The 26,176-nt window shown below is 60.9% G+C and carries 25 protein-coding genes; 21 read left to right on the forward strand and 4 right to left on the reverse strand.

Annotated features, from left to right (window positions below):
- The first annotated feature begins 5 nt into the window (after positions 1 to 5).
- From nrdF to LG409_RS07465, 7 genes are all read left to right on the forward strand, one after another.
- Positions 6 to 977 (forward strand): class 1b ribonucleoside-diphosphate reductase subunit beta, encoded by a 972-nt coding sequence (nrdF, locus tag LG409_RS07435; RefSeq protein WP_039177224.1) that lies wholly within the window; start codon positions 6 to 8, stop codon positions 975 to 977.
- A gap of 219 nt (positions 978 to 1,196) precedes the next feature.
- Complete coding sequence (locus LG409_RS07440; protein WP_227407939.1) at positions 1,197 to 1,967, forward strand: DUF3450 domain-containing protein; 771 nt, start codon at positions 1,197 to 1,199, stop codon at positions 1,965 to 1,967.
- The gene (locus LG409_RS07445) at positions 1,967 to 3,334 is read left to right on the forward strand and encodes a MotA/TolQ/ExbB proton channel family protein (protein WP_227407940.1); all 1,368 of its coding nucleotides are present in this window, start codon (positions 1,967 to 1,969) and stop codon (positions 3,332 to 3,334) included. Before LG409_RS07440 ends, LG409_RS07445 begins: the two co-directional genes overlap by 1 nt.
- Before the next feature lies 1 nt (position 3,335).
- Entirely contained in the window at positions 3,336 to 3,878 is a 543-nt protein-coding gene (locus LG409_RS07450) for a MotA/TolQ/ExbB proton channel family protein (RefSeq protein ID WP_039177218.1), read from the forward strand.
- A complete protein-coding gene (locus LG409_RS07455) occupies positions 3,871 to 4,278 on the forward strand; it encodes an ExbD/TolR family protein (RefSeq protein ID WP_039177216.1) in 408 nt (135 codons plus the stop codon). The genes LG409_RS07450 and LG409_RS07455 overlap by 8 nt, the downstream gene beginning before the upstream one ends.
- Complete coding sequence (locus LG409_RS07460; protein WP_193461560.1) at positions 4,275 to 5,042, forward strand: energy transducer TonB; 768 nt, start codon at positions 4,275 to 4,277, stop codon at positions 5,040 to 5,042. The genes LG409_RS07455 and LG409_RS07460 overlap by 4 nt, the downstream gene beginning before the upstream one ends.
- An 18-nt stretch (positions 5,043 to 5,060) precedes the next feature.
- A complete protein-coding gene (locus LG409_RS07465) occupies positions 5,061 to 6,161 on the forward strand; it encodes a hypothetical protein (RefSeq protein ID WP_227407941.1) in 1,101 nt (366 codons plus the stop codon).
- Positions 6,162 to 6,214: 53 nt separating this feature from the next.
- On the opposite strand, the gene xthA is transcribed toward LG409_RS07465, so the two are convergent.
- Both xthA and LG409_RS07475 read right to left on the reverse strand, forming a co-directional pair.
- The gene (xthA, locus tag LG409_RS07470; RefSeq protein WP_039177208.1) at positions 6,215 to 7,042 is read right to left on the reverse strand and encodes an exodeoxyribonuclease III; all 828 of its coding nucleotides are present in this window, start codon (positions 7,040 to 7,042) and stop codon (positions 6,215 to 6,217) included.
- A complete protein-coding gene (locus LG409_RS07475) occupies positions 7,042 to 7,290 on the reverse strand; it encodes a hypothetical protein (RefSeq protein WP_016913576.1) in 249 nt (82 codons plus the stop codon). Before LG409_RS07475 ends, xthA begins: the two co-directional genes overlap by 1 nt.
- A gap of 146 nt (positions 7,291 to 7,436) precedes the next feature.
- On the opposite strand from LG409_RS07475, the gene rhlB reads away from it, so the two are divergent.
- Together rhlB and dinG are read left to right on the forward strand one after the other, a co-directional pair.
- Positions 7,437 to 8,711 carry an ATP-dependent RNA helicase RhlB gene (gene rhlB, locus LG409_RS07480; protein WP_039177199.1) on the forward strand — a complete coding sequence of 425 codons (1,275 nt, stop codon included), beginning with the start codon at positions 7,437 to 7,439 and terminating at the stop codon, positions 8,709 to 8,711.
- Positions 8,712 to 8,716: 5 nt separating this feature from the next.
- Positions 8,717 to 10,846 (forward strand): ATP-dependent DNA helicase DinG, encoded by a 2,130-nt coding sequence (gene dinG / locus LG409_RS07485; protein ID WP_039177197.1) that lies wholly within the window; start codon positions 8,717 to 8,719, stop codon positions 10,844 to 10,846.
- A 72-nt stretch (positions 10,847 to 10,918) separates the two neighbouring features.
- On the opposite strand, the gene LG409_RS07490 is transcribed toward dinG, so the two are convergent.
- A complete protein-coding gene (locus LG409_RS07490) occupies positions 10,919 to 11,992 on the reverse strand; it encodes a 3-deoxy-7-phosphoheptulonate synthase (protein ID WP_227407942.1) in 1,074 nt (357 codons plus the stop codon).
- A gap of 357 nt (positions 11,993 to 12,349) precedes the next feature.
- Between LG409_RS07490 and rpoE the strand changes: the two genes are divergently transcribed.
- The 12 genes from rpoE (at position 12,350) to acpS (ending at position 23,353) form a co-directional block, all read left to right on the forward strand.
- A complete protein-coding gene (gene rpoE, locus LG409_RS07495) occupies positions 12,350 to 12,952 on the forward strand; it encodes an RNA polymerase sigma factor RpoE (RefSeq protein WP_039177195.1) in 603 nt (200 codons plus the stop codon).
- Positions 12,953 to 13,220: 268 nt separating this feature from the next.
- Positions 13,221 to 13,952 carry a sigma-E factor negative regulatory protein gene (locus LG409_RS07500; protein WP_039177190.1) on the forward strand — a complete coding sequence of 244 codons (732 nt, stop codon included), beginning with the start codon at positions 13,221 to 13,223 and terminating at the stop codon, positions 13,950 to 13,952.
- Positions 13,953 to 13,977: 25 nt separating this feature from the next.
- Entirely contained in the window at positions 13,978 to 14,931 is a 954-nt protein-coding gene (locus tag LG409_RS07505; RefSeq protein ID WP_227407943.1) for a MucB/RseB C-terminal domain-containing protein, read from the forward strand.
- Entirely contained in the window at positions 14,931 to 15,389 is a 459-nt protein-coding gene (locus LG409_RS07510; RefSeq protein ID WP_039177187.1) for a SoxR reducing system RseC family protein, read from the forward strand. The genes LG409_RS07505 and LG409_RS07510 overlap by 1 nt, the downstream gene beginning before the upstream one ends.
- A 66-nt stretch (positions 15,390 to 15,455) precedes the next feature.
- A complete protein-coding gene (locus LG409_RS07515) occupies positions 15,456 to 16,868 on the forward strand; it encodes a DegQ family serine endoprotease (RefSeq protein ID WP_039177186.1) in 1,413 nt (470 codons plus the stop codon).
- A 188-nt stretch (positions 16,869 to 17,056) separates the two neighbouring features.
- Positions 17,057 to 18,874 (forward strand): translation elongation factor 4, encoded by a 1,818-nt coding sequence (gene lepA, locus LG409_RS07520; RefSeq protein ID WP_039177184.1) that lies wholly within the window; start codon positions 17,057 to 17,059, stop codon positions 18,872 to 18,874.
- Positions 18,875 to 18,888: 14 nt separating this feature from the next.
- Positions 18,889 to 19,692, forward strand: coding sequence for a signal peptidase I (lepB, locus tag LG409_RS07525; RefSeq protein ID WP_039177182.1), 804 nt, complete (start codon positions 18,889 to 18,891; stop codon positions 19,690 to 19,692).
- Between the two features lie 64 nt (positions 19,693 to 19,756).
- Positions 19,757 to 20,449 (forward strand): ribonuclease III, encoded by a 693-nt coding sequence (gene rnc, locus LG409_RS07530; protein ID WP_039177180.1) that lies wholly within the window; start codon positions 19,757 to 19,759, stop codon positions 20,447 to 20,449.
- The gene (gene era / locus LG409_RS07535) at positions 20,446 to 21,345 is read left to right on the forward strand and encodes a GTPase Era (RefSeq protein WP_039177179.1); all 900 of its coding nucleotides are present in this window, start codon (positions 20,446 to 20,448) and stop codon (positions 21,343 to 21,345) included. The genes rnc and era overlap by 4 nt, the downstream gene beginning before the upstream one ends.
- An 8-nt stretch (positions 21,346 to 21,353) precedes the next feature.
- Positions 21,354 to 22,046: a DNA repair protein RecO gene (gene recO / locus LG409_RS07540; RefSeq protein WP_039177176.1), complete on the forward strand. Its 693-nt coding sequence runs from the start codon at positions 21,354 to 21,356 to the stop codon at positions 22,044 to 22,046.
- A gap of 104 nt (positions 22,047 to 22,150) precedes the next feature.
- On the forward strand, positions 22,151 to 22,975 hold the full coding sequence (pdxJ, locus tag LG409_RS07545; protein WP_227407944.1) for a pyridoxine 5'-phosphate synthase: 825 nt from the start codon (positions 22,151 to 22,153) through the stop codon (positions 22,973 to 22,975).
- Positions 22,976 to 23,353, forward strand: coding sequence for a holo-ACP synthase (gene acpS, locus LG409_RS07550; RefSeq protein ID WP_039177167.1), 378 nt, complete (start codon positions 22,976 to 22,978; stop codon positions 23,351 to 23,353). It abuts the gene before it with no gap.
- A 29-nt stretch (positions 23,354 to 23,382) separates the two neighbouring features.
- On the opposite strand, the gene LG409_RS07555 is transcribed toward acpS, so the two are convergent.
- On the reverse strand, positions 23,383 to 26,139 hold the full coding sequence (locus tag LG409_RS07555; protein WP_227407945.1) for an ATP-binding protein: 2,757 nt from the start codon (positions 26,137 to 26,139) through the stop codon (positions 23,383 to 23,385).
- Positions 26,140 to 26,176 lie beyond the last annotated feature (37 nt).

A 26,176-nucleotide genomic window follows, 5' to 3' on the forward strand; every position in this document is an offset into this window, starting at 1 on the left:
CGCTGATGACAACGATGCAACGCCTGTCGCGGGTTAATGCGATCAACTGGAACCGTCTGCAGGACGATAAAGATCTGGAGGTGTGGAACCGCCTGACCAGCAACTTTTGGCTGCCGGAAAAAGTGCCGCTGTCCAACGACATTCAGTCGTGGAACACACTGACTCAGCAGGAAAAGCAGCTGACCATCCGGGTCTTCACCGGCCTGACTCTGCTCGATACCATCCAGAGCAGCGTGGGTGCGCCGGTGCTGATGGAAGATGCGCGTACGCCCCATGAAGAAGCGGTGTATACCAACATTGCCTTCATGGAATCGGTGCATGCGCGCTCCTACAGCTCGATTTTCTCGACGCTGTGCGCCACCCGGGACGTGGACGATGCGTTCCGTTGGAGTGAGGAGAATCCGTCGCTCCAGCTGAAGTCCGAGCTGATTCTCAAGCGCTATCGCTCCGATGACCCATTGATGCGCAAAGTGGCCAGCGTTTTCCTGGAGTCGTTCTTGTTCTACTCCGGCTTCTATCTGCCCATGTACTGGTCCAGCCATGCCAAGCTGACCAATACCGCTGACCTGATTCGTCTGATCATTCGTGACGAAGCGGTGCACGGTTACTACGTGGGCTACAAGTTCCAGCAGGCGCTGGCGGAAGCCACCCCGGAACGTCAGCAGGAAGTGAAGGATTATGCCTACGAGCTGCTGCTGGAGCTGTACGACAACGAAGTGCGCTACACCGAGTCGCTCTATGATGCGGTGGGCTTGACCGAAGACGTGAAGAAGTTCCTGCACTACAACGCCAACAAGGCGTTGATGAACCTCGGTTTCGAGCCGCTGTTCCCCAGCAGCGTCACGGACGTCGACCCGACGATCATGGCGGCGCTGTCCCCCAGCGCAGACGAGAACCACGACTTCTTCTCGGGGTCCGGCTCGTCCTACGTCATCGGCAAGGCGGTCGCTACCGAAGACGACGACTGGTCGTTCTGATCGGTCCATTAGTGTGCCACTCAGCGGGAGCCTCAGGGCTCCCGTTTTTTTATGGACGATGAAAAGATTTCGTTATTGAATGTTAATGATAAATATTGTCATTTCTTCTATTGATGGTAGGCTATGCACGCTAACGATTTAAACGCAAATCGTTCTTATATTTGGTGAGCCTTGGCGAGCTGATGCAGATGGCGCGCTGAGCAGTGATGGAGAGACGACGTGCTGAAAAGGCCTTTCTTTGCCTTGAGCGGATATTGGCTTGCTGGAATGCTGGCCAGTACATCGCTGATGGCGAGCGATGAAACGATGGATCAGGCGGCCCAGAGTGTCGAGGCCCAGCAAGTGCAATCTGAGCTGCAGCAGCAAATCGACAGGGCCGACGAAGCAACCCGAGAACAGTTGGAAGAACTGCGCCAACTGGAGCAGGAGACGCGGCAGATGAGCGCTTCCAATGCTGCCCTGAGCAGTCGCCTGGCCAGTGAGGCGGAGCGCCAGCAGCGGTTGGCCCAGGCGCTGGATACGCTGAGCGATACGCGTGCTGCGCTGCCGGCCATCGAGCAGGATATGGCCGAACAGCTCACCCGATGGATCGAGTCGGATCTGCCTTTCCTTCGTGGTGAGCGCTTGGCACGGGCAGAAGGGGTAGAGGTATCCTCCCAGGAGAGCGCCGAACGGATTGCCGAGCTGCTCGAAGCCTGGCGTGCAGAGCTGGCATACGGCCGCCAGGTGGATAGCTGGCGGGGGCGTTTGCAACGCGACGGCGGGGCTCCTCGGGAAGTCGATTATCTGCGTATTGGGCGTATTGGCCTCTATTACCTGACGCCGGATGGCCGTGAGGGCGGCGTATGGGACCAGCAGCGCGGCGAATGGCTGGCGCTGGAAGAGCGTGCACGCCGAGAAGTGCGTAATGGCCTGCGTATTGCCGATGATCAGCGTACGCCTGAACTGCTGCAATTGCCGCTATCGATCACCGCCACAGGAGCGCCGTAATGAAACTATCCAGCTATCGGCGCGGCGTGCACAAGATGGCCTGCCTGCTGCTGGCCATGAGCGTTTGGGCGAGCGCCCCGACCATTGCCCAAAGCAGTGATGTCACGACGCTACGTGATGCCCGCGAAGCAGCAGAAGCGCGAGACCAGGCGCGGCTGCAGTCGTTTCTGGAAGATCAGGACGCCCTGGCCGCGGCCCTGGAGGAAGCGCGCACTGCGCACGCAGCAGCCGAGCAGGAGCAAGCTGCCCTGCAGGCGCAACAGCAAGAGCAGGCCGAACAGGCCGAGGTTCTGGCTCAGCGTCAGGATGAGCAGGGGGAGGCCCTTGCGGCACTGTTGGCCGATCTGACACGGCACAGCGAGGAGTTGCGCAACGAATTGGGAGGGGAGAGCTGGCTGACGTTGACGCCTGACGCTTTGCCTCCGCGCCTCAACGACGTCGAGGTGCTGGAGCGTGAGCACCTGGAGAGCGTGGTAGACCGGCTGGCAGCCTTGACCATGAACACCGGGCAGGCCGAGCGTCTCGAGCTGCCCGTGGCAGACGATGCGGGCGAGATTGCGCCTCGTCAGGTGGTTCGTTTGGGGGATTTTGCCGCTTTCACGGAGTCGGCACTGCTCCGCAAGGGGCAGGATGACCAGAGCCTGGCCGAGCTGCCGCGTACGCCGTCGGAAATCCGCCGTCTGCTCGCCGCCTACCATCAAGGCGACAGTCGTGAATTTGCCATCGACCCTACCCAAGGCAGCGTACTGCAGGCGTTGGCGCAGCAGCCCAGTCTCTGGGAGCGTTTCCAGCAGGGGGGGTATGTCGGCTATGTGGTCGTGGTGCTGGGGGGTGTCGGCCTGCTGGTGGCGCTGGCGCAATACCTCTATCTGCTGCTGGTGAGCGCACGGGTGCGTCGTCAACGCCGTCAGTTGGAGCAGCCGCGAGCCGACAATCCGCTGGGCCGAGTGCTGCAGCGATTCAAGGACATGGACAAGCATCAAACGCCCGAAGCCCTCGAGGCCCGCCTGGATGAAGCGGTGCTGGCAGAGCTGCCGCGCATCGAGCGAGGCCAGCCCATCGTCAAACTGTTGGCAGCCATTGCGCCGCTGCTGGGCCTGTTGGGTACAGTGACGGGCATGATCGTCACCTTTCAGGCCATTACCGTGTTCGGTACCGGCGATCCGCAGCTCATGGCCGGTGGGATCAGTCAGGCGCTGGTGACGACGGTGCTGGGGCTGGTGACGGCGGTGCCGCTGCTGTTCGCACAAACGGCACTGTCCAGCCGAAGCCGGTTCATTACGCAAGTGATCGAAGGGGAGGCCAGCGCCACCCTGGCCGATCACCTGGAAGCGCAGTCTGCCCGTCCCGGGCAAGCGGTGAACTGATATGCCGACGTTGCCCCTTTGGCTGGAGCCGGTAGAGCGGCTGTTGGACGCCGGTGGCGCGGTGCTGGTGGTGCTGGCGCTTGTGGCTGTGCTGGTGTTCGCCATGGCCATCGAACGCTGGTGGTACTACCGCATCAGCTGGCGACGTGCGCGTCGTCAGCTGGTGCACCGCTGGGCAGCGCGTAGCGACCATCGCAGCTGGAGCGCACGAACGTTGCGCGATGTGTGGAGTGCGGCCCTGGTGGCCAAGCTGCGTCGGCCGCTGCCGTGGATCAAATTGCTGGTGGCGTTGTGCCCGCTGTTGGGTCTGCTGGGCACGGTCACTGGCATGATCACCGTGTTCGACAGCCTTTCCATGAGTGACACCCATCAGGCCAGGGCCATGGCCGATGGCGTGGCCCGAGCCACGCTACCTACATTGACAGGCATGGCCATTGCCGTGGTGGGTATGCTGTTTATCAGCCGTTTGGAGCACGTGATTCGGCGAGAAGACCAGCGTCTGCATGATCGCCTGGCACGTGCCCTGGAGGAAAATGATGCGTAGACGCCGTTCCATAGAGGCCGTCGAAGAGAGCAATGAAGTCAACTTGACCCCGATGCTGGATGTGGTCTTCATCATGCTGATCTTCTTTATCGTGACGACCAGCTTTATCAAGGAGAGTGGCGTAGAGATCGAGCGCCCGGAAGCGGCCGCCGCCACACAGCGTCCGGACGCCCAGGTGCTGATCGCGATTACGCCGGAAGGAGCCGTCTGGGTGGATGGTCGTCCGGTCGATGCCCATCGCATCGGTCAGGAAGTGGCCGGCATGCTCAGTGGCGATGGCTCGGTGGTCATCCAGGCCGATAGAGCGTCCACCACTGGACTGCTGATCGAAGTGATGGATCGCCTGCAGCAGGCAGGCGTCGAGCAAGTGGCGGTGGCGGCTAGTCGGAGTGCGCCATGATACGCCACGGGTTCTCGCTGCTGGCTGGTGCTGCGCTGGCGATGGGGCTGTTCTGGATGCTGGCGCTGCTGGTGGCACCGCCGGAGCGCAGCGTCGACGAGCCGGTCATGTCCATGGCCATGACCATGGTGGAAGCGCCTGAGCAGGCTGCCGAGCCGGAAACGCCGCCGCCAGAGCCTGCCCAGGCGGCTCCTGCGGCTCCCCCTCCTGCACCAGCGCCTGCTCCTGCGCCGGTCGCGACGAGTCAGATTGCGCTGCCCGATCTGGCTTTGCCGGATGCACCGGTAGAGCCGCTGGAGTTGGAGAGTGAGCTGCCGGAGCTTACCGAGGCAAGGCCAGAGCCGACACCGCAACCACGACCGGAGCCGCAGCCTGCGCCAGAGCCCACGCCGGAGCCTGCCGCAGAGCCCGCGTCGCGCTCCGAGCCATCCGCGGCACCCGCGACGGCCGAGCGTGAAGCGGCGCCTGCGGCAGAACCAGCACCTTCCAATGAGCCGGTGAGTGTCGGGCAGGTGGCGCCCACGAGTCGCGTCAATCCCACGTACCCCACCCGTGCCCAGCGGCGTGGGATGGAGGGCTTTGTCGAGGTGGAGTTCGTCATTCGGCGTGATGGCAGCGTCGATGGCGGGACGATTCGCGTCGTCAACGCCCAGCCGCGCCGGGTGTTCGAGCAGGCGGCGGAGGAGGCCATTGCGCGCTGGCAATTCGAGCCGAGTCAGCAGCTGCGTCGTGCCACTCAGCGCATCGAATTTCAGTTGCGGTAAGCCCGTCGAGGGAGCGTTATGCAGCGTTTATTGGCAATTGCAGTGCTCGGTGTGTGGAGCACGATGGCGGTGGCGGATGTGCCACTGAGTGAAGATATCATTCTCGACCTGAATGGGTTGCAGAGCCAGTTGGCGGAACTTTCCGGTTCTGGTGCAGAGAATGAGTCGTTGGACACCATTCTGAGCCGTGCGCGCTCCCAGGCCGCCAGGCTGGCCTCGGGCAATCGAGCCGATCAGTGGGCCAGCGCGCTATATCATCAGTTGGCGGCCAGTGCGCTGGTGCGTCAAGAGGCGCCCGAGGCGGCAGCGGATGAGCTGGCCAGTGCCCGCCAGCGTACCAGCGTGCCGAACAGCCAACGGCTGCGCTGGTTGCGTGACGAAGCGTCCCTGCGCCGTGCGGCAGGACAGCGCTCTCGGGCCATCGAGCTCTACGCGCAGTGGCTCGGCGAGTCGGCGGGCCATGAGCGCTACCTTGAGTCGGTTTGGGCGTTGGTGCGCCTATTGGCAGAAGAGGAGCGCTGGGAAGAGGCCCTCGAATGGCTCACCCCCCAGCTGGAGCCGGGCAGAGAACTGAGTGATGCCCAGCAGGCGCTGGTCAACGTCGTGTTGCGCCATGCAGGCGAAGGCGAGCAGGCGCTGGCCTGGCTGCTGGAAAACCTGAGCGAGCGCAGCAGCGCCGAGGAGTGGCGTCAGGCGGCTGGATTGGCGCAGCAGGCGGGGCTGCTGGGCGCTGCCGCCGGCGTCTGGGAAGCGGCTTGGCAGATGGGCAAGTTCACTGCGCTCGAGGATCGTTTGACCCTGATTCGGCTGCACCTGGCAGGGGGCACGCCAGCGCGTGCCGGTGAGCATCTGGAGGCAGCGCTGGAAGCAGGGGAGCTGCCTGATGATGAAGAGACGCTGCGCCTGCGAGCCACGGCCTGGCAGCAGGCCCGGCATGTCGAGCATGCCCTGAACGCTTGGCAGGCGCTGGCTGAAACCACTCGGGCGGCTGACGATTGGCGCCAGTATGGTCAGTTGGCCTACGCGTGGGGCAATGAGTCGCTGGCGAAAGAGGCGCTCTTGCGAGCGGCGGAGCTGGGCGACGAACAGGCCGAGCAGTGGCTTGGCTATTTCGATTGAGGGGGCTCAGGGGGTGAGCCGTGCCGCCCGAGTGGGCGGCAGCCAAGGGGCGGTCAGTCTGCCAGGGTCAGGGAAAAGTCGCTCCAGGTGGGCGCGTGGTCCGAAGGTCGCTCCATGGCACGCAGGGGATAGTCGATACCTGCATCGGTGACTCGCTGTGCCAAGGGAGGCGAGACAAGGATGTAGTCGATGCGCAGCCCGCGCTTGGGTTCCTGGTCAAAGCCCTTCGAGCGGTAGTCGAACCAGCTGAACCATTCGCTGTTGTCGGGGTGGCAGAGCCGATAGCTGTCGCTGAGCCCCCATGCCTTGATGCCTGCCAGCCACTCCCGCTCGATGGGTTGAAAGCTGGCCTTGCCATCACGTAGCCAGCGCTTTCGGTTGGCTTCCCCAATGCCGATGTCCTGGTCTTCGGGTGAAATGTTGAAGTCACCCATGACGGCCAGATGCTCTTCCGAGGAGTGCTGCGTGGCCAGCAGATTGGCCAACTGCTGGTAAAAGCGCTCCTTGTGCGGAAATTTGGTGGGGTGGTCGACGTTTTCGCCCTGAGGGAAGTAGCCGTTCCACACGGTGACCGGCTGGCCGTCGGTGGTCAGCAGGCGCACGCCGATCATGCGTCGCTGGGCATCTTCCTCATCATCAGGAAAGCCGTAGAAGACCTGCTGAGGTTTCTGTCGGCAGAGCAAGGCCACACCGTAGTGGCCCTTTTGGCCATAATGAAAGGTGTGGTACCCCATGGCTTCCACGTCGGCCAAGGGAAACTCGCTATCTTGCACCTTGATTTCCTGCAGGCCGATCACATCAGGGCGATGGGTGTCGATGAGCGCTTGCAGCTGATGCAGCCTTGCCCGGATACCGTTGATATTGAAAGACACCAGACGCATCAGGAGGGCTCTCCCGAAGAGGAGTCGCTCCCCTTGTCGGGGTGGATGGCAATGTTCTGGCCACTTTGCTGGCGTGCCAGCTTGCGCACTGCCTGCAGTTTGCGCTGTTGCTGTTTCTTGGCCACGAAACGGCGTGATGAGGTCACCTGATCCGGGTTTTCATGGCGCCACTTTTTGTAATCCTTGCGGCGACCGGTGCGGATCGTCACCTTGTCTGCCAGTGAACGAGTCTTTTTCTTACGCGTCATCGTCGCGCTCCTTGGGTTAATTTATGCCTCATTCTAACAGGCAAGGGCGCTCCTTCGACAGCAGAGCGCGCTCTTATCGCCAAGCCCTGCTACAATGCGCGATTCGTGATGCCTAACCTCCACAGCAATGGACAGATACACAGCCTATGAGCGAGTCGGAACAGATCACAGCATCGGACCAGAACCGCAAGCCTAAACGCCGTCGTCGCAAGCCGCGTCGTCGTCAGTCGAACTGGGATCTTCGTCAGTTTCAGGTGCCCGCCGTTGCCGGCAAGTGGCGCTTCCATGACTTTGATCTGCCGCTGCCCTTGATGCGCGCTATTCATGCCCAAGGCTATGAATATTGCACTCCCATTCAGGCAGAGGCGCTGCGCCACACGCTGCTGGGTGGCGACATTGTGGGCAAGGCCCAGACGGGCACTGGCAAGACCGCTGCCTTCCTGATTTCAGTGCTGGCCTACTTCCTGGAAGAGCCCGCGCCGGACGGTCAGAAGCCGGGGGCTCCCCGTGCGCTGATCATCGCCCCCACCCGCGAACTGGCGCTGCAGATCGAGAAAGACGCCAAGGCGCTCGCCCGCTTCACGTCGTTGAACGTGGCCAGCGTGGTCGGTGGCATGGATTACCAGAAACAGCGTGAGAGCCTCGGCAAGAAACTCGATATTTTGGTGGCCACGCCTGGCCGTCTGCTCGACTTCCATCAGAAGCGCGATATCGACCTGTCCGAAACCGAAGTGCTGGTGCTCGATGAAGCGGATCGCATGCTTTCTATGGGGTTCATCCCGGATGTGAAGCGCATCATCCGCTACACCCCCAAGAAAGAGGAGCGTCAGACGTTCCTGTTTTCGGCCACCTTCACCGACGACATTCTCAACCTGGCCAGCCAGTGGACGCAGGAACCGGCCCATGTCGAGATCGAAGTCACGGTAGAGAATCAGGCCGATATCGACCAGCGCGTATACCTGGTGTCGGATGACGACAAGCAGCGCCTGTTGGTCAAGCTGCTGGAGCAGGAGAGCTTCGAGCGGGTCATGGTGTTCGGCAACCGTCGGGATCTGGTGCGCAAACTCGATGACCTGCTGAAAAAGGCAGGCGTGAGTGCCGCCATGCTGTCGGGTGATGTGCCCCAGAATCAGCGGATCAAGACGCTGGAAAGCTTCCGCGAAGGCGAGATCCAGGTGCTGGTAGCCACCGATGTGGCCGGTCGTGGCATCCATATCGAAGACGTCAGCCACGTGATCAACTACACCCTGCCGGAAGACCCGGAAGACTACGTGCACCGTATTGGCCGCACCGGTCGTGCCGGTGCCAAAGGGGTATCGATCAGCTTCGTGGGTGAAGAAGACGCCTTCTCGCTGCCGGAAATCGAGCGCTACATCAACGGCAAGCTGCCCTGCGAGCATCCGCCGGAAGGCATGCTGTAACGCACATGCTGGATAACGCGCTCAAGGCCGATATTCAGCAAGCGTACCGTAACGTGGTGGAGCAGTTAGCGCTGACCCCACGCTACGGCCAGCGGCTGATGATTGCCGAGATTGCCCGCACCCTGGGCGATATTCAGTGCGACAGCGATGGCAAGCGCACCAGCGACAGCCACGTCTGTGTGCTGGAAGCCGGTACCGGCACGGGCAAGACGCTGGCGTATCTGATTGCAGGCTTGCCCATTGCCAAGGCGAAGGGCAAGCGGCTGATCGTGTCCACGGCCACGGTGGCTCTGCAGGAGCAGGTGTTGCATCAGGACCTGCCCTCCCTGGCCGAGCACAGTGGCATCGCCTTTCGCTACGCGCTGGCCAAAGGACGCGGGCGCTATGTGTGCGTGGCGCGGCTGGACCAGGCCCTGGAGGGCAGTGAGCCGAACCCGACCATGTCGCTGTTCGAGCACTCCTTGCAAAGCGATAGCAGCGACTATCAGGTGCTTGCCAGCGACCTTGCCGATGCCTATGGCAAAGGCGAGTGGCAGGGTGACCGTGATACCTGGCCTGACACCATCGATGATGCCCACTGGCGTCAGCTCACCGTCGATCACCGCCAGTGTACCGGGCGCCGCTGCGGCCATTTCGGTGCTTGCGCGTTCTTCCGCTCACGCCGTGAGCTGGAAGATGCCGATGTCATCGTGGCCAACCACGATCTGGTACTGGCGGACCTTGCCCTGGGGGGCGGCGCCATTCTGCCGGACCCTGCCGACTGTATCTTCATCTTCGACGAAGGCCATCACCTGCCGGACAAGGCGCTGTCGCACTTTGCCCACCGCTTCGCGGTGCATGGCTGTCTGCGCTGGCTCAAGACGCTGCGCAGCAGCTTGACCGATCTCCACCAGGGGCTGGCGGTTCAGCCCACCGTGGCCCGGCTGTTGGCCAGCCTGCCTGAAGTGCTGCATGGCCTGGAGCCTGCCCTGGGGGACGTGTTCAGCCTGGGGCACCAGCTGGCCGGGCGCGAGCAGGGGCTGGCGGATGAAGAGGCCAGCCACCAGCAGCGTTTCGAGAAGGGCGAGGTGCCGGAAGCGCTGCGCGAGCAGGCGCGGCAGCTGCTGGTGATGTTTGCCACGCTATCACGCAGCCTGGAAAGCATTGCCGATATCCTGCGTGAGAGCCTGGACCCGGACAAGCAGACGGGGCTGGACCGCGATCAGGCCGAAGCCTGGCTACCGCTGGTGGCGCTGCTGCATGGTCGCGCCCTGGAAGCCCACGCGCTCTGGCAGGCGTTCAGCGAGCAGGACCCGCCCAATGCGCCGCCCTGTGCGCGCTGGATCACGTTGAGTCGTGTGGCCGGGGAGCCCGAAATCGAGTTCTCCGCCAGCCCTGTCTCGGCGGCGCACACGCTGGCCAAGCATTTGTGGGGGCGCTGCCATGGGGCGGTGGTCACCTCCGCCACCTTGACGGCACTGGGGCGCTTCGAACGTATTCAGGAGCGCGCTGGCCTGGCCAGTCGCTATCGGTACCAGGCGCTGCCCAGCCCCTTCGATTATGCCAACGCGGTGCTGCGCGTGCCCGCGGAAGCCACGGACCCCAGCGACCGAGAGGCCCATGAGCGTGCCATCGTGCGCTGTGTCTCCCAGTTGGGGGAGGATGAAGCGGTTCTGGTGCTGTTTTCGTCCCGGGCCCAGCTCAGGGCGGTGGAAAAAGTGCTGCCAGCGGCCTTGAAAGAGCGCCTGTTGGCGCAGGATGCGCTGCCCAAGCGGGAGTTGATCGAACGGCATCGTGCTGCGGTCGATAGCGGCAAGGGGAGCATCATCTTCGGCTTGGCCAGCTTTGCAGAAGGCATCGACCTGCCTGGGGATTACCTGACTCATGTAGTCATCACTCGGTTACCCTTTGCGGTGCCCGATGACCCGGTGGGTGCCACGTTGGCCGAGTGGATCGAAAGCCAGGGCGGCAACTCTTTCATGCGTATCAGCGTGCCCGATGCTTCCATCAAGCTGGTGCAGGCCTGTGGTCGGTTGATCCGCAAGGAGAACGACCGGGGCGTGATCACGTTGCTGGACCGCCGCGTGATCACGCGGCGCTACGGTCAGGCGCTGCTGGATGCCTTGCCGCCCTTCAGGCGTGACATTCAGGCCTGAAGGGCGGCAGCGGGTGATGCTAATGAAAAACGCCCCGCCAGAGGGATCTGGCGGGGCGTCGACAGGTTGGCTTCAGGCAATACGTTTGGCCAGCACCGGAGCAAGCTTTTCGTTCATGCGTGTGAAGGTTTCGACGGTCGTGTCCCAGTCGATACAGGCATCGGTGATCGAGACACCGTACTGCAGTTGACTCAGGTCGGCAGGCACTTTCTGGGCGCCCCAGCCAATATTGGACTCGACCATCAGGCCGATGATGGAGCGGTTGCCTTCCAGAATCTGGTTGGTCACGTTTTCCAGTACCAGCGGCTGCAGGGCCGGGTCCTTGTTGGAGTTGGCGTGGGAGCAGTCGATCATGATGTTGGCCGACAGCTTGGCCTTGCTCAGCTCTTTTTCGGCCAGCGCGACGCTGACGCTGTCGTAGTTGGGCTTGCCGTTGCCGCCGCGCAGTACCACGTGGCCATAAGCGTTGCCCCGGGTACGGATGATGGCGACCTGGCCGGTCTGGTTGATGCCCAGGAAGTTATGTGGGTTGGCGACCGACTGCAGGGCATTGATGGCGACATCCAGGCTGCCGTCGGTGCCGTTCTTGAAGCCGACCGGGCAGGAGAGGCCTGAGGCCATCTCGCGATGGGTTTGTGACTCGGTGGTGCGGGCGCCAATGGCTGACCAGCTGATGCAGTCCTGCAGGTACTGTGGCGAGATCGGGTCCAGCGCTTCCGTGGCCAGGGGCAAGCCCATCTCGGCCAGGTCGACCAGCAGTTTGCGGGCGATGTGCAGGCCTTCGTCGATTTCGAACGAGTCGTTCAGGTGGGGGTCGTTGATCAGCCCTTTCCAGCCCACGGTGGTGCGCGGTTTTTCGAAATATACGCGCATGACGATGTACAGGCTATCGCTCACCTTGTCGGCCAGCGCGCGCAGGCGGCGGGCGTAATCCAGCGCGGCATCCACGTCGTGGATGGAGCAGGGGCCCACGACCACCAGCAGGCGCGGGTCGTTGCCATCCAGGATGTTCTGAATGACGCGACGGCCTTCCACGACGGAGCGCTCGGCGGCTTCGGTGAGGGGAATAGCCGACTTCAGAGCGTCGGGGGTGGTGAGAACATCCTGAGCGAGGACGTTGAGATTGCTAACCTGTTGATCAGACATCTTGCTACCTGTACATGCGCGATGGGCGAAAAGTGGTCACTACTATGGCGCGTCACGGTGGTAAAAATCAATTGTTACGGAACTTTGCATTAAGGAAAAATGTCAGCCACAGGGTTTCAAGAAAGGGGGTAAGCGCTTGATGCGCTGCTAAGAACGCGTAACACTAGATGACATTGGCGTTATGCCACCAAACGCCCTCCAGAACAGGTGAGCCACCAGGCCTCATGGGCCTCGAGCTCTCCATGACGATTAACCAATGCCCAAGGGACACTATGCTGCTTGCTGTGAAGGCCCGATCAACAGGGCGACAAGAATATGAAGCGGCCGGTGTGATACCGGCGCGGAAGGAGCGTGTGAATGGGCACTCGTGAAACGGACCAGCAGTTGGTTGAGCGTGCCCAGAAAGGCGATACACGCGCTTTCGATCTTTTGGTTAAGAAGTATCAGCACAAGATCATTGGCCTGATAGGACGCTACGTGCACGACCACGCCGAAGTGCAGGATGTGGCGCAGGAAGCCTTTATCAAGGCGTACCGTGCGTTGGGCAAGTTTCGTGCAGAAAGTGCTTTCTATACCTGGATGTACCGGATCGCCATCAATACGGCGAAGAACCACCTGGTATCCAGAGGGCGTCGTCCACCCGGCAGCGACCTGGATATCGTCGATGCCGAAATCGTCGATCAAAGCGGCCGCTTGGCCGACTCCGAGTCTCCCGAAGCTTCCATTGCGCGGGACCAGTTGGAAGCCGCTGTGTTCGAAGCCATCGAACGCTTGCCGGATGACCTGCGCACGGCCATTACCCTGCGTGAGCTGGATGGGTTGGCCTACGAGGACATCGCGCAAATCATGCAGTGCCCGGTGGGTACGGTGCGTTCGCGTATTTTTCGTGCCAGGGAGGCGGTAGACGAGCATATCCGCCCGCTGGTTACCACGGCGCGCAACAGCCGTGAAGAGCCCTGAGCGTTGGGCCGCTGCCTGCGCATGGACACAAACATTTACGTTTTTACTTTTTTTGTGAACTGTCTGGCGAGTCAGGCGTCATAAGGGCTGCCAGCGTTATTGAGTTGAGCCGCCGAGCAGCCCAATCATGTTGCCTGCCAACTTGGCAATGGCGTTGTGCAGACGGTGATAGATAATCTGAGTCTTGGCCTGTGAGGTTTTGCGGCTAAAACACGCACTAGCCGTGTTGTCGTGAAGCTTCTTCCAACACAGTGTGAGGGTGTGAAGTATGAGTCAAAACACACGGGAGTCACTTTCCGCATTGATGGACGGTGAAAGTGATGAGCTGGAACTTCGCCGAGTGTTGAAATCACTACCTGACGACGCCGACGCGGCAGAGACTTGGCGCCGCTATCATCTGGCGCGCAGCATGATGCAGCGTGAGCGCGAAGTGGATGTCAGCGTCGACCTTTCGGCGGGCATCATGGCTCGACTGCGTGACGAGCCGGTACCGATCGCCGAACCGGTCACGGCGGCGAATCATCGTACGGGCGGCATCTCGTTTGCCCGCGGTGCTGGCGTGGCAGCGGCCGTATCACTGATGGTGATCACGGGCGTACAGTTCTTCAATAGCGGTACAGGGTCGAGCGGCCAGCCTGATGGCAACATTGCCGTTCAGCCTGGCGCTGGAGTGGGTGCGCAGGTACAGCCGGTCAGTTTGTCTGGTGCCCAGACGGGAGCCCTGGCAGCCTCCGATATGCCGATGTTCGAGCCCACGCCGTTCCGGATCAATGGGCAGGCAGGCAATAGCGGCTTGATGAACGTCAGCGAAGCCGGTTTCGCGGCTCCGTCTGCGCCGCAAAGCGTCATGGCTCAGCAGCCAACGTCCATCGATATTGATCAACTGCGCCTGTTGCAGTCCTATCTGGAGCAGCACGCTCAAGGCGCCGCCAGTGGCGGTGGTGACAGCTGGATGCCGCTGATGCGCTCCTCGGTCACTGAGCCGTTGGGCCAACGTTGATGGCGGACAGGGTAGCCTGAGCATTATGGCGATGGACAAGTGCCGACAGTGGGGAATTCAGGCCGTCGCGTCTGCTGGGCTGGTAAGCCTATTCTCCTTCTCCATGCCGGTCATCGCAGAGCAGTCCGCTTTCAGCTGCGATGACCTCACTTCATTGACCGAGCCTGCCAGTGCTCAAGAGTGGCTGGTGCTCAGCAAACAGGCCGGTCATTGCTACGATTTCCAGGCCAGAGCCGTCTCCATCGATGCCTTGGGAGTGCGCACTCTGGCGCTTTCGCATCGTATCCGAGATGGCATTCGACAACAGGTCGTTCAGCATCTGGATGGCCCTTCTGTCAGTGTCGAGCGTCAGTCGGCCGTGGGCTATCGCGCCCGCTTCATTCCTGAAGATCAAGAGACCGGCAGCGCAGCGGAAGCCTGGGCGGCTCACGTGGCCCATTATTATGAGATCGAGCTGCTCAACGATGATCGCGTGGCGGGCCGCGAAGCCGTGCAGCTCAAGTTCGTGCCTCAGGATGGTGAGCGCTATCAGCATGAGTGGTGGCTGGACAAAGAGACGGGGCTGCTGCTCAAGCATGTCATGCGCGATAGTCAATCGCGGGCGCTGGAAACGTTTCAGATCACACAGCTACAGTCGCCGGTGCTTTATGAGGGCGTGATTGCAAATCCTGCTTCGCCTGAGGAGCCAGCAGTGAATTGGCAGGCGGAGTGGCTGCCGGATGGTTTCGTTTCTCAGCCGGTCGAAACGAGTTCGTTATCGAGTCAGCGTGTCTACAGCGACGGCTTGGCTTCGGTCAGCTTGTTTGCAGCGCCCGTGGAGCAGCAGGCGCTCTCGGAAGGTAGCCATCAGTTAGGCGTTTCTACGGCCACGGTATCGGTCGTGGAGGTCGATGATCAGCGTTGGCAGCTGGTAGGCGTTGGTGAGCTGCCAGCTGCTGTCATGCGCCGTATCGTTCAGTCCATCGTGATTCAGCCCTGATGTCATTGGCCGAGCCCGCACCCTGTTCTGCGCTCTATCGCACTGGCCGAGTAACAGGGCATGTCGAAGGGCGATTGGTGGTGGATGTATCGGTGGCCAGTGAATGTGATGCCTGCGCCAAGGGGCGGGGTTGCGGCATGGGCCTGCTGGCGCGCCGCCAGCACCAGCGTGTCGAGGTGCGGCCTGAGTGTCTGGAAAGCCAATTGGCAGAGCGTTACCCTTTGGGCAGTGCGGTGACGCTGACGGTGGAGCGGCAAGCCGTTGGCTATCTGGCGCTCTTGGTCTATGCCGCGCCCATGCTGCTGGCGCTGGTGGTGTCGGGGGTGATTGCCAGGGTGGCAGAGAGCCAATGGATCAGCGCGGGTGCCTTTTTTGGTACCTTGGCGTGCGCCTTGGTGGCGCTTAGATTTCTCATGCGCGGGGGGATGGAACGCTTCCGTCCGCGTTTGGTCAGTTAGTTGTCCTGTAGCTCGCTAAGAGTTGCACTTCCATGGTGTCGTCCCTGCTTGACTAGGAGCTGTTTCATGAAGCGCTTGGTTCTCCCCTCAACGTTATGGTTATGCCTGATTGCGCTGTTCATGGTGGGTCACAGTGCCCAGGCGCAAACCTTGCCCGATTTCACGGTGCTGGTAGAAGAAGCGGCGCCGGGCGTCGTCAACATTTCTACCACGCGCACGGTGCAGCGCAGCAGCTCGCCGTCGGCACAAGGGTTTGGTGGTCAGGAAATTCCCGAAATCTTCCGCCACTTTTTTGGTGACAGTTTTCCAGCGCCGCCCAGTGGTGGTCAGGGGCGTAGCCAGGAGCGACAGTCATTGGGCTCTGGCTTCATCATCAGTGAAGATGGCTACGTGATGACCAACGCCCACGTCGTGCAGGATGCCGATGAAATTCTGGTACGCCTCAACGACCGTCGCGAACTGCCCGCCGAGCTGATCGGCAGCGATGTGCAGACCGACGTTGCCTTGCTCAAGATCGATGCCAGCGACCTGCCCGTGCTCACGTTGGGGAATTCCGATGAGCTCAAGGTAGGGGAGTGGGTGGCGGCCATTGGCTCGCCTTTCGGCTTCGACCATTCGGTCACTGCGGGTATCGTCAGTGCCATCAACCGTACGCTGCCACAGGACGCTTACGTCCCCTTCATCCAGACCGACGTGGCCATCAATCCGGGCAACTCCGGTGGTCCACTGTTCAATCTGGAAGGTGAAGTCGTCGGTATCAATTCGCAGATCTTCACCCGTAGCGGTGGTTTCATGGGTCTGTCGTTCGCCATTCCGATCAACGTCGCCATGGACGTTGCCAGCCAACTTCGTGAAGATGGCCAGGTGAACCGTGGTTGGCTGGGCGTGATGATTCAGCCGGTGTCTCGTGATTTGGCCGAGTCGTTTGGCATGAACGAAGCCATCGGTGCGCTGATTGCCGACCTGGACCCCGAAGGTCCCGCCGCGCAGGGTGGCCTGCAGGCTGGGGATGTGATTCTGGAAGTCAATGGCGAAGAGGTCGATCGCTCCAGCACGTTGCCGCGCCTCATCGGGCGTGTTGCCCCTGGCAGCGATGTGGAGCTTACCCTGATGCGCGATGGTGAGCAGGTGACTGAAACCATCGAACTGGGAAGCTGGCCGGATGCCCAAGGCGTCGAGCAAGCTTCCAGCAGCAACAATCAGATGCGACTAGGTGTCGCTGTGGCCGAAGTGGATGAAGCCACGCGCGAGCGGCTCAACATCACCGGTGGCGTAGAGGTTCGTCAGGTGGAGCCGGACAGCGTTGCCGCCCAGGCGGGGCTCCGCCCGGGAGACATTCTGGTCAGCCTCGACCACCGTAGCGTTGCTTCTGCCGATGAGCTGATGCGAATCGTCGAAGCCTTGCCCACCGATCGTGCCATCCCGCTGCGCCTGTATCGTGATGGACGCTCACTTTTTGTAGCGCTGCGTCTGGAATAAGTACGCTTTTCGCTCCCTCCAGTCCGGCGGTTCTCGCCGGACTGCTGTTCCTATCCCCCGCATATCGCTACAATAGCGCTTATCTTTTGACGAACTTTGGCAATGCAGTGGTGCGGTGTTCACGTTACGCCTTGTTGGCGCTGTCCCCAACACCATCGCTTGCGTACCAATAAGGCAGAACACACTCGATGTCTCATGACGTTTCCGGCGGAAAGCTCAAGCATATTCGCAATTTCTCCATCATCGCCCACATCGACCACGGTAAATCGACGCTTTCCGATCGTTTGATTCAGACTTGTGGTGGCTTGTCCGAGCGTGAACTGAAGGAGCAGGTGCTCGACTCCATGGATATCGAGCGCGAGCGCGGCATTACCATCAAGGCGCAGTCGGTCACGCTGGACTACACCGCGGCCGATGGTCAGGTCTATCAGCTCAACTTCATCGATACACCAGGGCATGTGGACTTCTCCTACGAAGTATCCCGCTCGCTGTACGCCTGTGAAGGGGCGCTGCTGGTAGTGGACGCCGCTCAGGGCGTCGAAGCTCAGTCGGTGGCCAACTGCTACACCGCCATCGAGCAGGGCCTGGAAGTCCTGCCGGTGCTCAACAAGATCGACCTGCCCCAGGCCGACCCGGACCGCGTTTCTCAGGAAGTGGAAGAAATCATCGGCTTGGATGCCACCGATGCCTGCCAGGTGTCGGCCAAGAGCGGTATTGGTATCGACGCACTGCTGGAGCGCCTGGTGCGTGACATTCCGCCCCCTAAAGGGGACCCGGACGCGCCCTTGCAGGCGCTGATCATCGATTCCTGGTTCGACAACTATCTCGGCGTCGTTTCGCTGGTGCGGCTGTTCGACGGTACGCTGCGCAAGGGCGACAAGATTCGCATCAAATCGACCGGGCGGGATTGGAACGCCACCGAAGTAGGCATCTTCACACCGCTGCGTAAAGAGACCAATATTTTGCGCGCGGGTGAGGTCGGTTTCGTGGTTGCCGGGATCAAGGAAATTCATGGTGCCCCGGTCGGTGATACCATCACCCACACCAAAACCCCCGATGTCGAACGCCTGCCGGGCTTCCAGAAGGTCAAGCCGCAGGTATACGCCGGTATGTTCCCGGTCAGCGCCGATGACTATGAAGACTTCCGCGATGCGCTGGAGAAACTGGCGCTGAACGATGCGTCGCTGGAGTACGAGCCGGAAAACTCGGATGCCCTGGGCTTCGGTTTCCGCGTGGGCTTCCTCGGCACCCTGCACATGGAAATCATCCAGGAGCGCCTGGAGCGCGAATACGACCTGGATCTGCTCACGACTGCACCCACGGTGGTGTATGAGCTGGGCATGAAAAATGGCGACATCAAATACGTCTCCAACCCCTCCAAGCTGCCGGACATGGCCGACGTCGACGAGATGCGCGAGCCTATCGTGCGGGCCAGTATTCTGGTGCCCCAGGAGTACGTGGGCAACGTGATTGCCGAGTGCGAGCAGCGCCGTGGCACCCAGCTGGACATGCAGTTTCTGGGCAACCAGATTCAGCTCACTTATGAGCTGCCGATGTCGGAAGTGGTCATGGACTTCTTCGATCGTCTGAAGTCGATTTCTCGCGGTTACGCGTCGCTAGAGTATAACTTCGAGCGTTTTGAAGCCGCCAAGCTGGTGCGTCTGGACGTCTTGATCAATGGCGACAAGGTAGACGCGCTGGCGGTCATCATCCATCGGGATCATGCCCACACCCGCGGCCGTCTGCTGGTGGAGAAGATGAAAGAGCTGATTCCGCGGCAGATGTTCGACGTGGCCATCCAGGCTGCCATTGGCGGGCAGGTGGTCGCGCGCTCGACGGTCAAGGCGCTTCGTAAGAACGTGACCGCGAAGTGTTATGGCGGCGACGTCAGCCGCAAGAAAAAACTGCTGGAAAAACAGAAAGCCGGTAAAAAACGGATGAAACAGGTGGGGCGTGTCGAAATTCCCCAGGATGCCTTCCTTGCTGTGCTCAAGGTCAACGACTAGGGACTCGACCTCACATGGATTTTTCATTATTACTGGTACTTGCCGTCGTACTCTCCGGGGCCATCTTTCTGCTGGATGTGCTGGTGCTGCGGCCCAAGCGCCGTGAGCGGGTGGCCACTGCCGAAGCCGCCACGGTAGACGGGCTGGACGATGCCAGCCGGGAAAAGCTTCTCAAGGAGCCCTGGCCGGTCGACTACTCTCGCTCTTTCTTTCCCGTGTTGCTGGTCGTACTGGTGGTGCGTAGCTTCATCGTCGAACCGTTCCAGATTCCCTCGGGTTCCATGAAGCCGACGCTGGAAGTAGGCGACTTCATCCTGGTGAACAAGTTTGCCTATGGCCTGCGCCTGCCCGTGGTACACCACCGCTTTCTGGAAGTGGACGACCCGGAGCGCGGTGATGTCATGGTGTTTCGCTTCCCTGACGAGCCCTCGGTCAATTTCATCAAGCGCGTAGTGGGCCTGCCCGGCGACCGTGTTCGGTATGAAGGCAAGCAGCTCTATGTGAACGGCGAAGCAGTCAGCAAGGTGCTGGTCGAAGAAGGCCCGGCCTTGTCTCCTCAGCAGCTGTTGCTCGAAGAGCAGCTGGGTGAAGTGAGCCATTTCATTTATAACAATCCGCGTGATCCTGGCCCGCAAATGCGTGAGGTCGTGGTGCCGGAAGGGCACTATTTCACCATGGGCGATAACCGTGATCACTCCAATGATAGCCGCTACTGGGGCTTTGTTCCGGAAGAGAACATCGTCGGGCGCGCCTTTGCAGTCTGGATGCACTGGGATGGTGGTTTGCCCAGCTTCAGCAGCGTGCGTCGCATCGAATGAAGCACCTGTTAAACAACAAGGTCAGCGTGGTTATTTTGTATAACGTCAATGACGTAGGAGCACCGTGAGCAATTCCTTAACCGCTTTTTGCCGACGAATCGGCCATACCTTTGGCGACCCAACGCTACTGGAACTGGCCATGACCCATCGCAGCTATGGTGGTCGCAACAATGAGCGCCTGGAATTTCTGGGTGACTCTATCGTCAACTTTGTCATTGCCGAAGCGCTGTTTCAGCGCTTCCCCCAGGCGCGAGAAGGTCAGCTTTCTCGCCTGCGCGCGCGTCTGGTCAAGGGGCAGACCTTGGCCGAGCTGGCCCGTGAAATGTCGTTTGGCGAGTGCCTGCGACTTGGCTCGGGAGAGATGAAAAGCGGCGGTCACCGCCGTGAATCCATCCTGGCCGATGCCGTCGAGGCCGTGATCGGGGCCATCTACCTGGATGCAGGTATGGACGCCGTGCGTGACCGAGTACTGGCCTGGTATGCGGAGAGGCTGGAAAACATCTCTCTTCAGGATACTCAGAAGGACCCCAAAACGCGCTTGCAAGAGTTTCTCCAGTCACGCCAGGCCGCGTTGCCTCGCTACGAAGTGGTCTCGGTCAAGGGCGAGGCGCATGCCCAGACGTTTACCGTGGAGTGCTATATCGATCTGTTGAGCGAGCATACCACTGGTAAAGGTCCTAGCCGCCGACATGCAGAGCAACAGGCGGCGGAAGAAGCTCTGTCCTATCTTGAACAACCCCCTGGAGACAAATCATGAGCCAAACCTGCGGATTCGTGGCCATCGTTGGCCGTCCCAACGTAGGCAAATCAACCCTCATGAACCGGATTCTGGGGCAAAAGATCTCGATTACCTCTCGGCGGCCGCAAACTACCCGCCATCAGGTGATGGGTATCAAGACCGTCGATGAGACGCAGTTCATCTACGTGGACACCCCGGGCATGCACATCATGTCCAAGGATCGCAACAAGGCGATCAACCGATTCATGAACCAGGCAGCCACCCAGGCGCTGCGTGACGTGGATTGTGTCGTCTTCATCATCGATCGTACGCGCTGGACCGAGGAAGACCAGGCGGTGCTCAAGCGTCTGGAGCATGTCACGGCGCCGGTGATTCTGGCAGTGAACAAGGTCGACCGCCTGCAGGACAAGGCCGACCTGCTGCCCTGGTTGGCGGAGGTGGGGGCACGGCGTGAATTTGCTGCCGTCATCCCCATTTCAGCGAAGCACGGCACGCAGGTCGAAGCGCTGGAAGATGAGGTGGCCAAACACCTGCCAGAAAGTATTCACTTCTTCCCTGAAGACCAGATTACCGACAAGAGTCTGCGCTTCATGGCCGCCGAGCTGGTGCGCGAAAAGGTCATGCGTCAGCTGGGCGACGAGCTGCCCTATCAGATGACCGTCGAGATCGAGGAGTTTCGCGAGACCGAGCGGGTGACCCATATCAGCGCGTTGATTTTGGTGGAGCGCCAGGGCCAGAAAGTGATTCTGATCGGTGAAAACGGCGATCGGATCAAGAGTATCGGCCGAGAGGCGCGGCTGGACATGGAGCGTGCCTTGGGCACCAAGGTCATGCTCAACCTGTGGGTCAAGGTCAAGCGAGGCTGGTCGGACGATGAGCGTGCCTTGAAGAGCCTGGGTTACGACCTGGATTGAGCGCGGCCATGACCCCCGAGCCTGCCTTTCTGTTGCACCGCAAGGCGTATCGGGAAACCAGCGCGCTGGTCGACCTGCTGACGCTCAACCACGGGCGCATCCGTGCGGTGGCTCAGGGCGGGCAGCGCCCCGGTTCGAAATCGCGCCAGCGTTTGCAACCCTTTACGCCGCTGTTCATCGCTTGGCGCGGAGAGCGTGAGCTGAAGCGGCTGACCTTGATGGAGTCCCGGGGGCAGACCGCGCTGTTGGCGGGTGAAGGGCTGTTGTGTGGCCTTTATGCCAATGAAATTGCCACCCGCTTGCTGCCGCTGGAACTGGCATCCGCGAATGTGTTTGCCTTTTACAGTGCGCTGCTGGAGGCACTTCCGGTGCCCGCCGCGCGCGGGTTGGCGCTGAGACGCTATGAGTGGGCGCTACTGGAAGCCCTGGAAGCCACGCCGCGCTTCTGCACGCCTCAAGGTACCCCTCTGGACCCTCACGGGCGCTATCGATTCGAGGCGGCCAGTCGTGCATTCTTGCCCGCCGAGCGAGGGATCGACGGCCGTGCCTTGCGCTATATCGAGCAGGGTGACTGGGAATCAGAGAGCCTGGCCAGCGCCTTGAAAGCGCTCATGCGAGCAGCGCTGGCGCCCCACTTGGGGGCAGTGGCACTACGCTCGCGAGAGCTGATGATGGATTTGGCCCGCCGCCGTCAGCGCTAGGCGGGCCTCTCTCATACAAGCAATTCTCAGACAAGCAATTCTCAGACAAGCAATACTCAGACAAGCAATGATGGCCTCTGTGTGCCATCCAATGGAGAGTCACGATGCATCCTCCTCGTATTCTACTGGGTGTCAACATCGATCACGTCGCCACCCTGCGCCAAGCACGGGGCACCCGCTACCCGGACCCCGTTCAGGCAGCGCTGTTGGCCGAAGAGGCCGGTGCCGATGGCATCACGGTTCACCTGCGTGAAGACTGCCGTCATATCCAGCCCCGCGACGTACGCCTGCTGGCCGAGATGCTCAATACGCGCATGAACCTCGAAATGGCCGTGACCGAAGAGATGCTGGCCCTGGCCGAAGAAGTGCGGCCTGCCCACGTTTGCCTGGTGCCGGAAAAGCGCGAAGAGCTGACCACGGAAGGTGGCTTGGACGTGGTGGGTGGGTTCGAACAGATTGCCGCTGCCTGCCAGCGTCTGGCAGCCGCGGGCTGTGACGTATCGCTGTTCATCGACCCCGATGAGTCCCAGATCGACGCGGCCAAGCGCGCTGGAGCGCCCACCATCGAACTGCACACCGGTGCCTATGCCGAAGCTCGGCCGGGCAGCGAAACGGCCAACGCCGAGTATGACCGCCTTAGCGCAGCAGCGGTCCATGCCGTCTCGCTTGGACTGGTGGTCAATGCCGGGCATGGTCTGCATTACCACAATGTGGAAGCCATTGCTGCCTTGCCGGGTGTCAACGAGCTGAACATCGGTCACGCGATCATTGCGCGCGCGCTGTTCGTAGGGCTGAAAGAAGCCATTCAGGAAATGAAGCGGCTGATAATTGCTGGCCAGGAGGCGGGCTTGATGGCCGCGTTGGATGCCCATGAGCACGAGCACGCGCATGACGAGCATGATGGTCATCACGGCTGCTGCGGGCATTGAATGATCGTTGGCATCGGTTCTGATATTGCTCGCGTTGCTCGGTTTCGTCAGGCCCTGGAGCGCCACGGTGAGCGTTTTGCCGAACGCATTCTGGGCCAGCAGGAGCAGCAGGTATGGCGGGCCAAAGGTTGCCCGGTGGCTTATCTGGCCAAGCGCTTCGCGGCCAAGGAAGCCTTCGTGAAAGCCTTGGGCCTTGGCTTGCGCCAGGGCATGCAGTGGGGAGACATCCAGGTGCTTAACGACGCGCTGGGCAAGCCCGGATTACACCTGCATGGTGAGGCTCAGCGGCTCTTCGCAGCCAGCGGCGCCGCCACAGCGCATATTACCCTCAGTGACGAAGCCGAGTATGCCGTGGCGTTCGTGGTGCTGGAGCGCTGATCGCCCCCATCACATGCCGTTCTCCTTGTTTACTCCAGTAAGCCATCGCGGTATTGGGCAAGTCGCGTCATGGCGGCGTAAAGCTCCTCCAGCAGCGTATCGACATGGCGTAGCCCGCTGGTGCGTAGCCGAGTTTCCAGGGTTTCCACCAGCAGGGCCAGCTCTGGTGCACCGCAGTAGCGGCTGGCCCCGTTCAGCCCGTGCACCCAGTCCAGCAGTTCGTTCAGGTCGTCTGCCTGGAAAGCCTCGCGCATTTGTTGTTCGTGCTCTTCCAGGCTGTCGATCAGCCTGACCAACTGCTGCTTGGCCAATGATGTCTTGCCGCCTGCCAAGCGCGTCCCCAGGGTGAGATCCACGGCAGGCAGGGCGCTGGGCAATGCCAAGGGTTTTGCCAAGGGTTCTGCCAAGGGCTCTGGTGTGGCCGGTGGGGTATCTGCTTCAGTAGAAGTTGGCGTGATGTCTTGATACCCCGGGTCAGGCGTAATACCCAGAAACCGCTGCATGAGCTGCTGCAACTGTACGTCATTGATGGGCTTGATCAACACATCGTCCAGCCCTTCACTCAGCCACTGCTGGCGTTCGTTATTCAGTACGTGGGCGGTGACCGCGATGATGGGGCAGCGTGCCCAGCTGCCGTTGACGCGACGCAGCGCTTTGGTGGTTTCGATGCCGTTCATGTCGGGCATGCGAATATCCATCAGTACCATGTCGGCGGTATGCTGGCGCGCGAACTCCAATGCCTCTCTGCCGCTGGCAGCCAAGACGATGCGCAGCGTGCTGCTCTCCAGCATGGCCTTGAGCAGCTCACGGTTGGCAGTGTTGTCGTCAACGATCAGCAGCGTCAAAGGGGCGCCTGAGGCAGGCTTGTTGGCAAGCTCCAGGGGTTTCGGCTCCTGACCCGCTGGCAGTACCGTGGGCTGCAGCAAGCGTCGTACCATCGTGACCAGTTGGGCGCGGGTGAAGGGCTTGCAGAGCATGTCACCGCCATGGGGAAGGTCCCAGTGGGGCAGTTCAAAGCTGGTGGTGTTGGCCAGGATGATGACTGGGCAGGGGGTCTGGGCAATGATGTTCTGCCAATAGCCCTTACGTTCGCCGTCAAAATCATCGTGTTCGAGGCTGACCATCAGCAGTGCCTCATTGCCGGCATCGATGAACGATACTGGGCGTGCGCCCCAGCGTTCCAGCAAGTGTTCCAGCACGTTTCGAGTGGGCAAGTGAGGTTCGTGCAAGCGCACGATCGGATTGTCCAGCACCAGTTCTGGAGGGCGTTCGTCTGCCTGATGGGCGAGCAGGGGGAGCGTAAACGAAAAAGTCGACCCTCTGCCCAACTCGCTTTCGACACCAATCTCGCCGCCCATGCGTTGAATCAGTTGGCGGCAGATCGACAGGCCCAGACCGCTACCTCCAAACTGTCGGGAGTGGCTGGGCTCTGCCTGAGAGAAGGCGCTGAACAGCTGCTGCTGGTGTTCGTCGCTCAATCCAATACCGGTATCACTGACGCTGATGTGCAGGACGACGTGCTGACCCTCCTGGTTGTCCAGCATGACGCGCACGATCACATCGCCCTCATTGGTGAATTTGAGGGCATTGCCAAGCAGGTTGTTCAGCACCTGATGGATGCGTAGCGGGTCACCGCATAGCGGGGTCGGCACGTCGTCATACACCATGGCGACCAGGTTGAGCTGCTTGCGCTGCGCTTCTGGGGCATGCAGGCCAATCACTTCATCGACCAGCGCCACGATATCCACGTCCACTTCTTCCAGTGTCAGGCGGTCTGCTTCCAGTTTTGAGAAATCCAGCACGTCGTTGACCAGCATCAGCAGGTTGTCACAGGCCCGGCGCACATGGTCCAGCCACTCCTTTTGGCGGCTGTCGAGCGACGAGCGGCCCAGCAGCCGACAGAAACCGATAATGCCATTGAGCGGTGTACGTATCTCATGGCTCATGTTGGCCAGAAATTCAGACTTCACGGCGTTGGCTCTCAGCGCGCTGCGGTGTGCTAGATCAAGCTTGATGTTCTGCTCTTCGATGGTCTCCATGGATTCCTGGAGTTCACTGGTGGCTTGCTCGATCTGGCTCTGCATGTTGCGCCGGGCGTGCTGGAAATACTCCGCCAGCCGATTGATATGCTGGGCCAGTTGGTGCAGCTCGATGGGGTTGGTAGGAGTAATCTGCAGGCGGTCATCGCCTCTCGACAGTCGGTAAAGTGCCTGGCTGGCTTCTTCGATGGGGCGGGTAACATAGCGGCTGATGGCAAAGGCGATCAGAAACAGCAACAGGCCCAGCAGCATGCCGCCCAGGCTGAGGCTGGCAATCAGCTTGTAGCGCTCCAGCACCAGCGTGCGGATATCCATCTCGGCTTCCAGCCAGCCATTGTTCGTGCGCCCACGACCGCTCAGTGACTCGCTGGTCAGCGGTACCTGAACGCGCCACAGATCGTCTTCCATGGCGATGGTCGTCGTTTCCGGGGCGTGCAGTCGAGCCGGGGGTGGCAGCGAGGTACCCATCACCAGCAGGCGATTGCCTTGTTCATCGAAGAGGGTGACGGCTCGTAGGTGGCGCTGTTCGAGCAGTTTTCCCGCGAGGCTCTCCAGGCGTTGCGAGTCGCCATCGGCCATGGCCTCGCCCAGGCTGGGAGCCAACAGCTCGCCAGTACCGACCAGCCTTTCCTCGAGTACCGCACGGCCTGTGGCGTCGGCGTGAAAGACGAACAGAAACGCCATCATGGCATACACCAACAGTGGAAAACCCAGCAGGGCAAACAGCAGGCGCGTGTTTAAAGACATGAAAGAAGCTCATCGAATCCAGAAGGTTGCCTGTCCA

The sequence above is a fragment of the Halomonas sp. NyZ770 genome (assembly GCF_020616575.1).
GTDB classification, from domain to species: domain Bacteria; phylum Pseudomonadota; class Gammaproteobacteria; order Pseudomonadales; family Halomonadaceae; genus Vreelandella; species Vreelandella hamiltonii.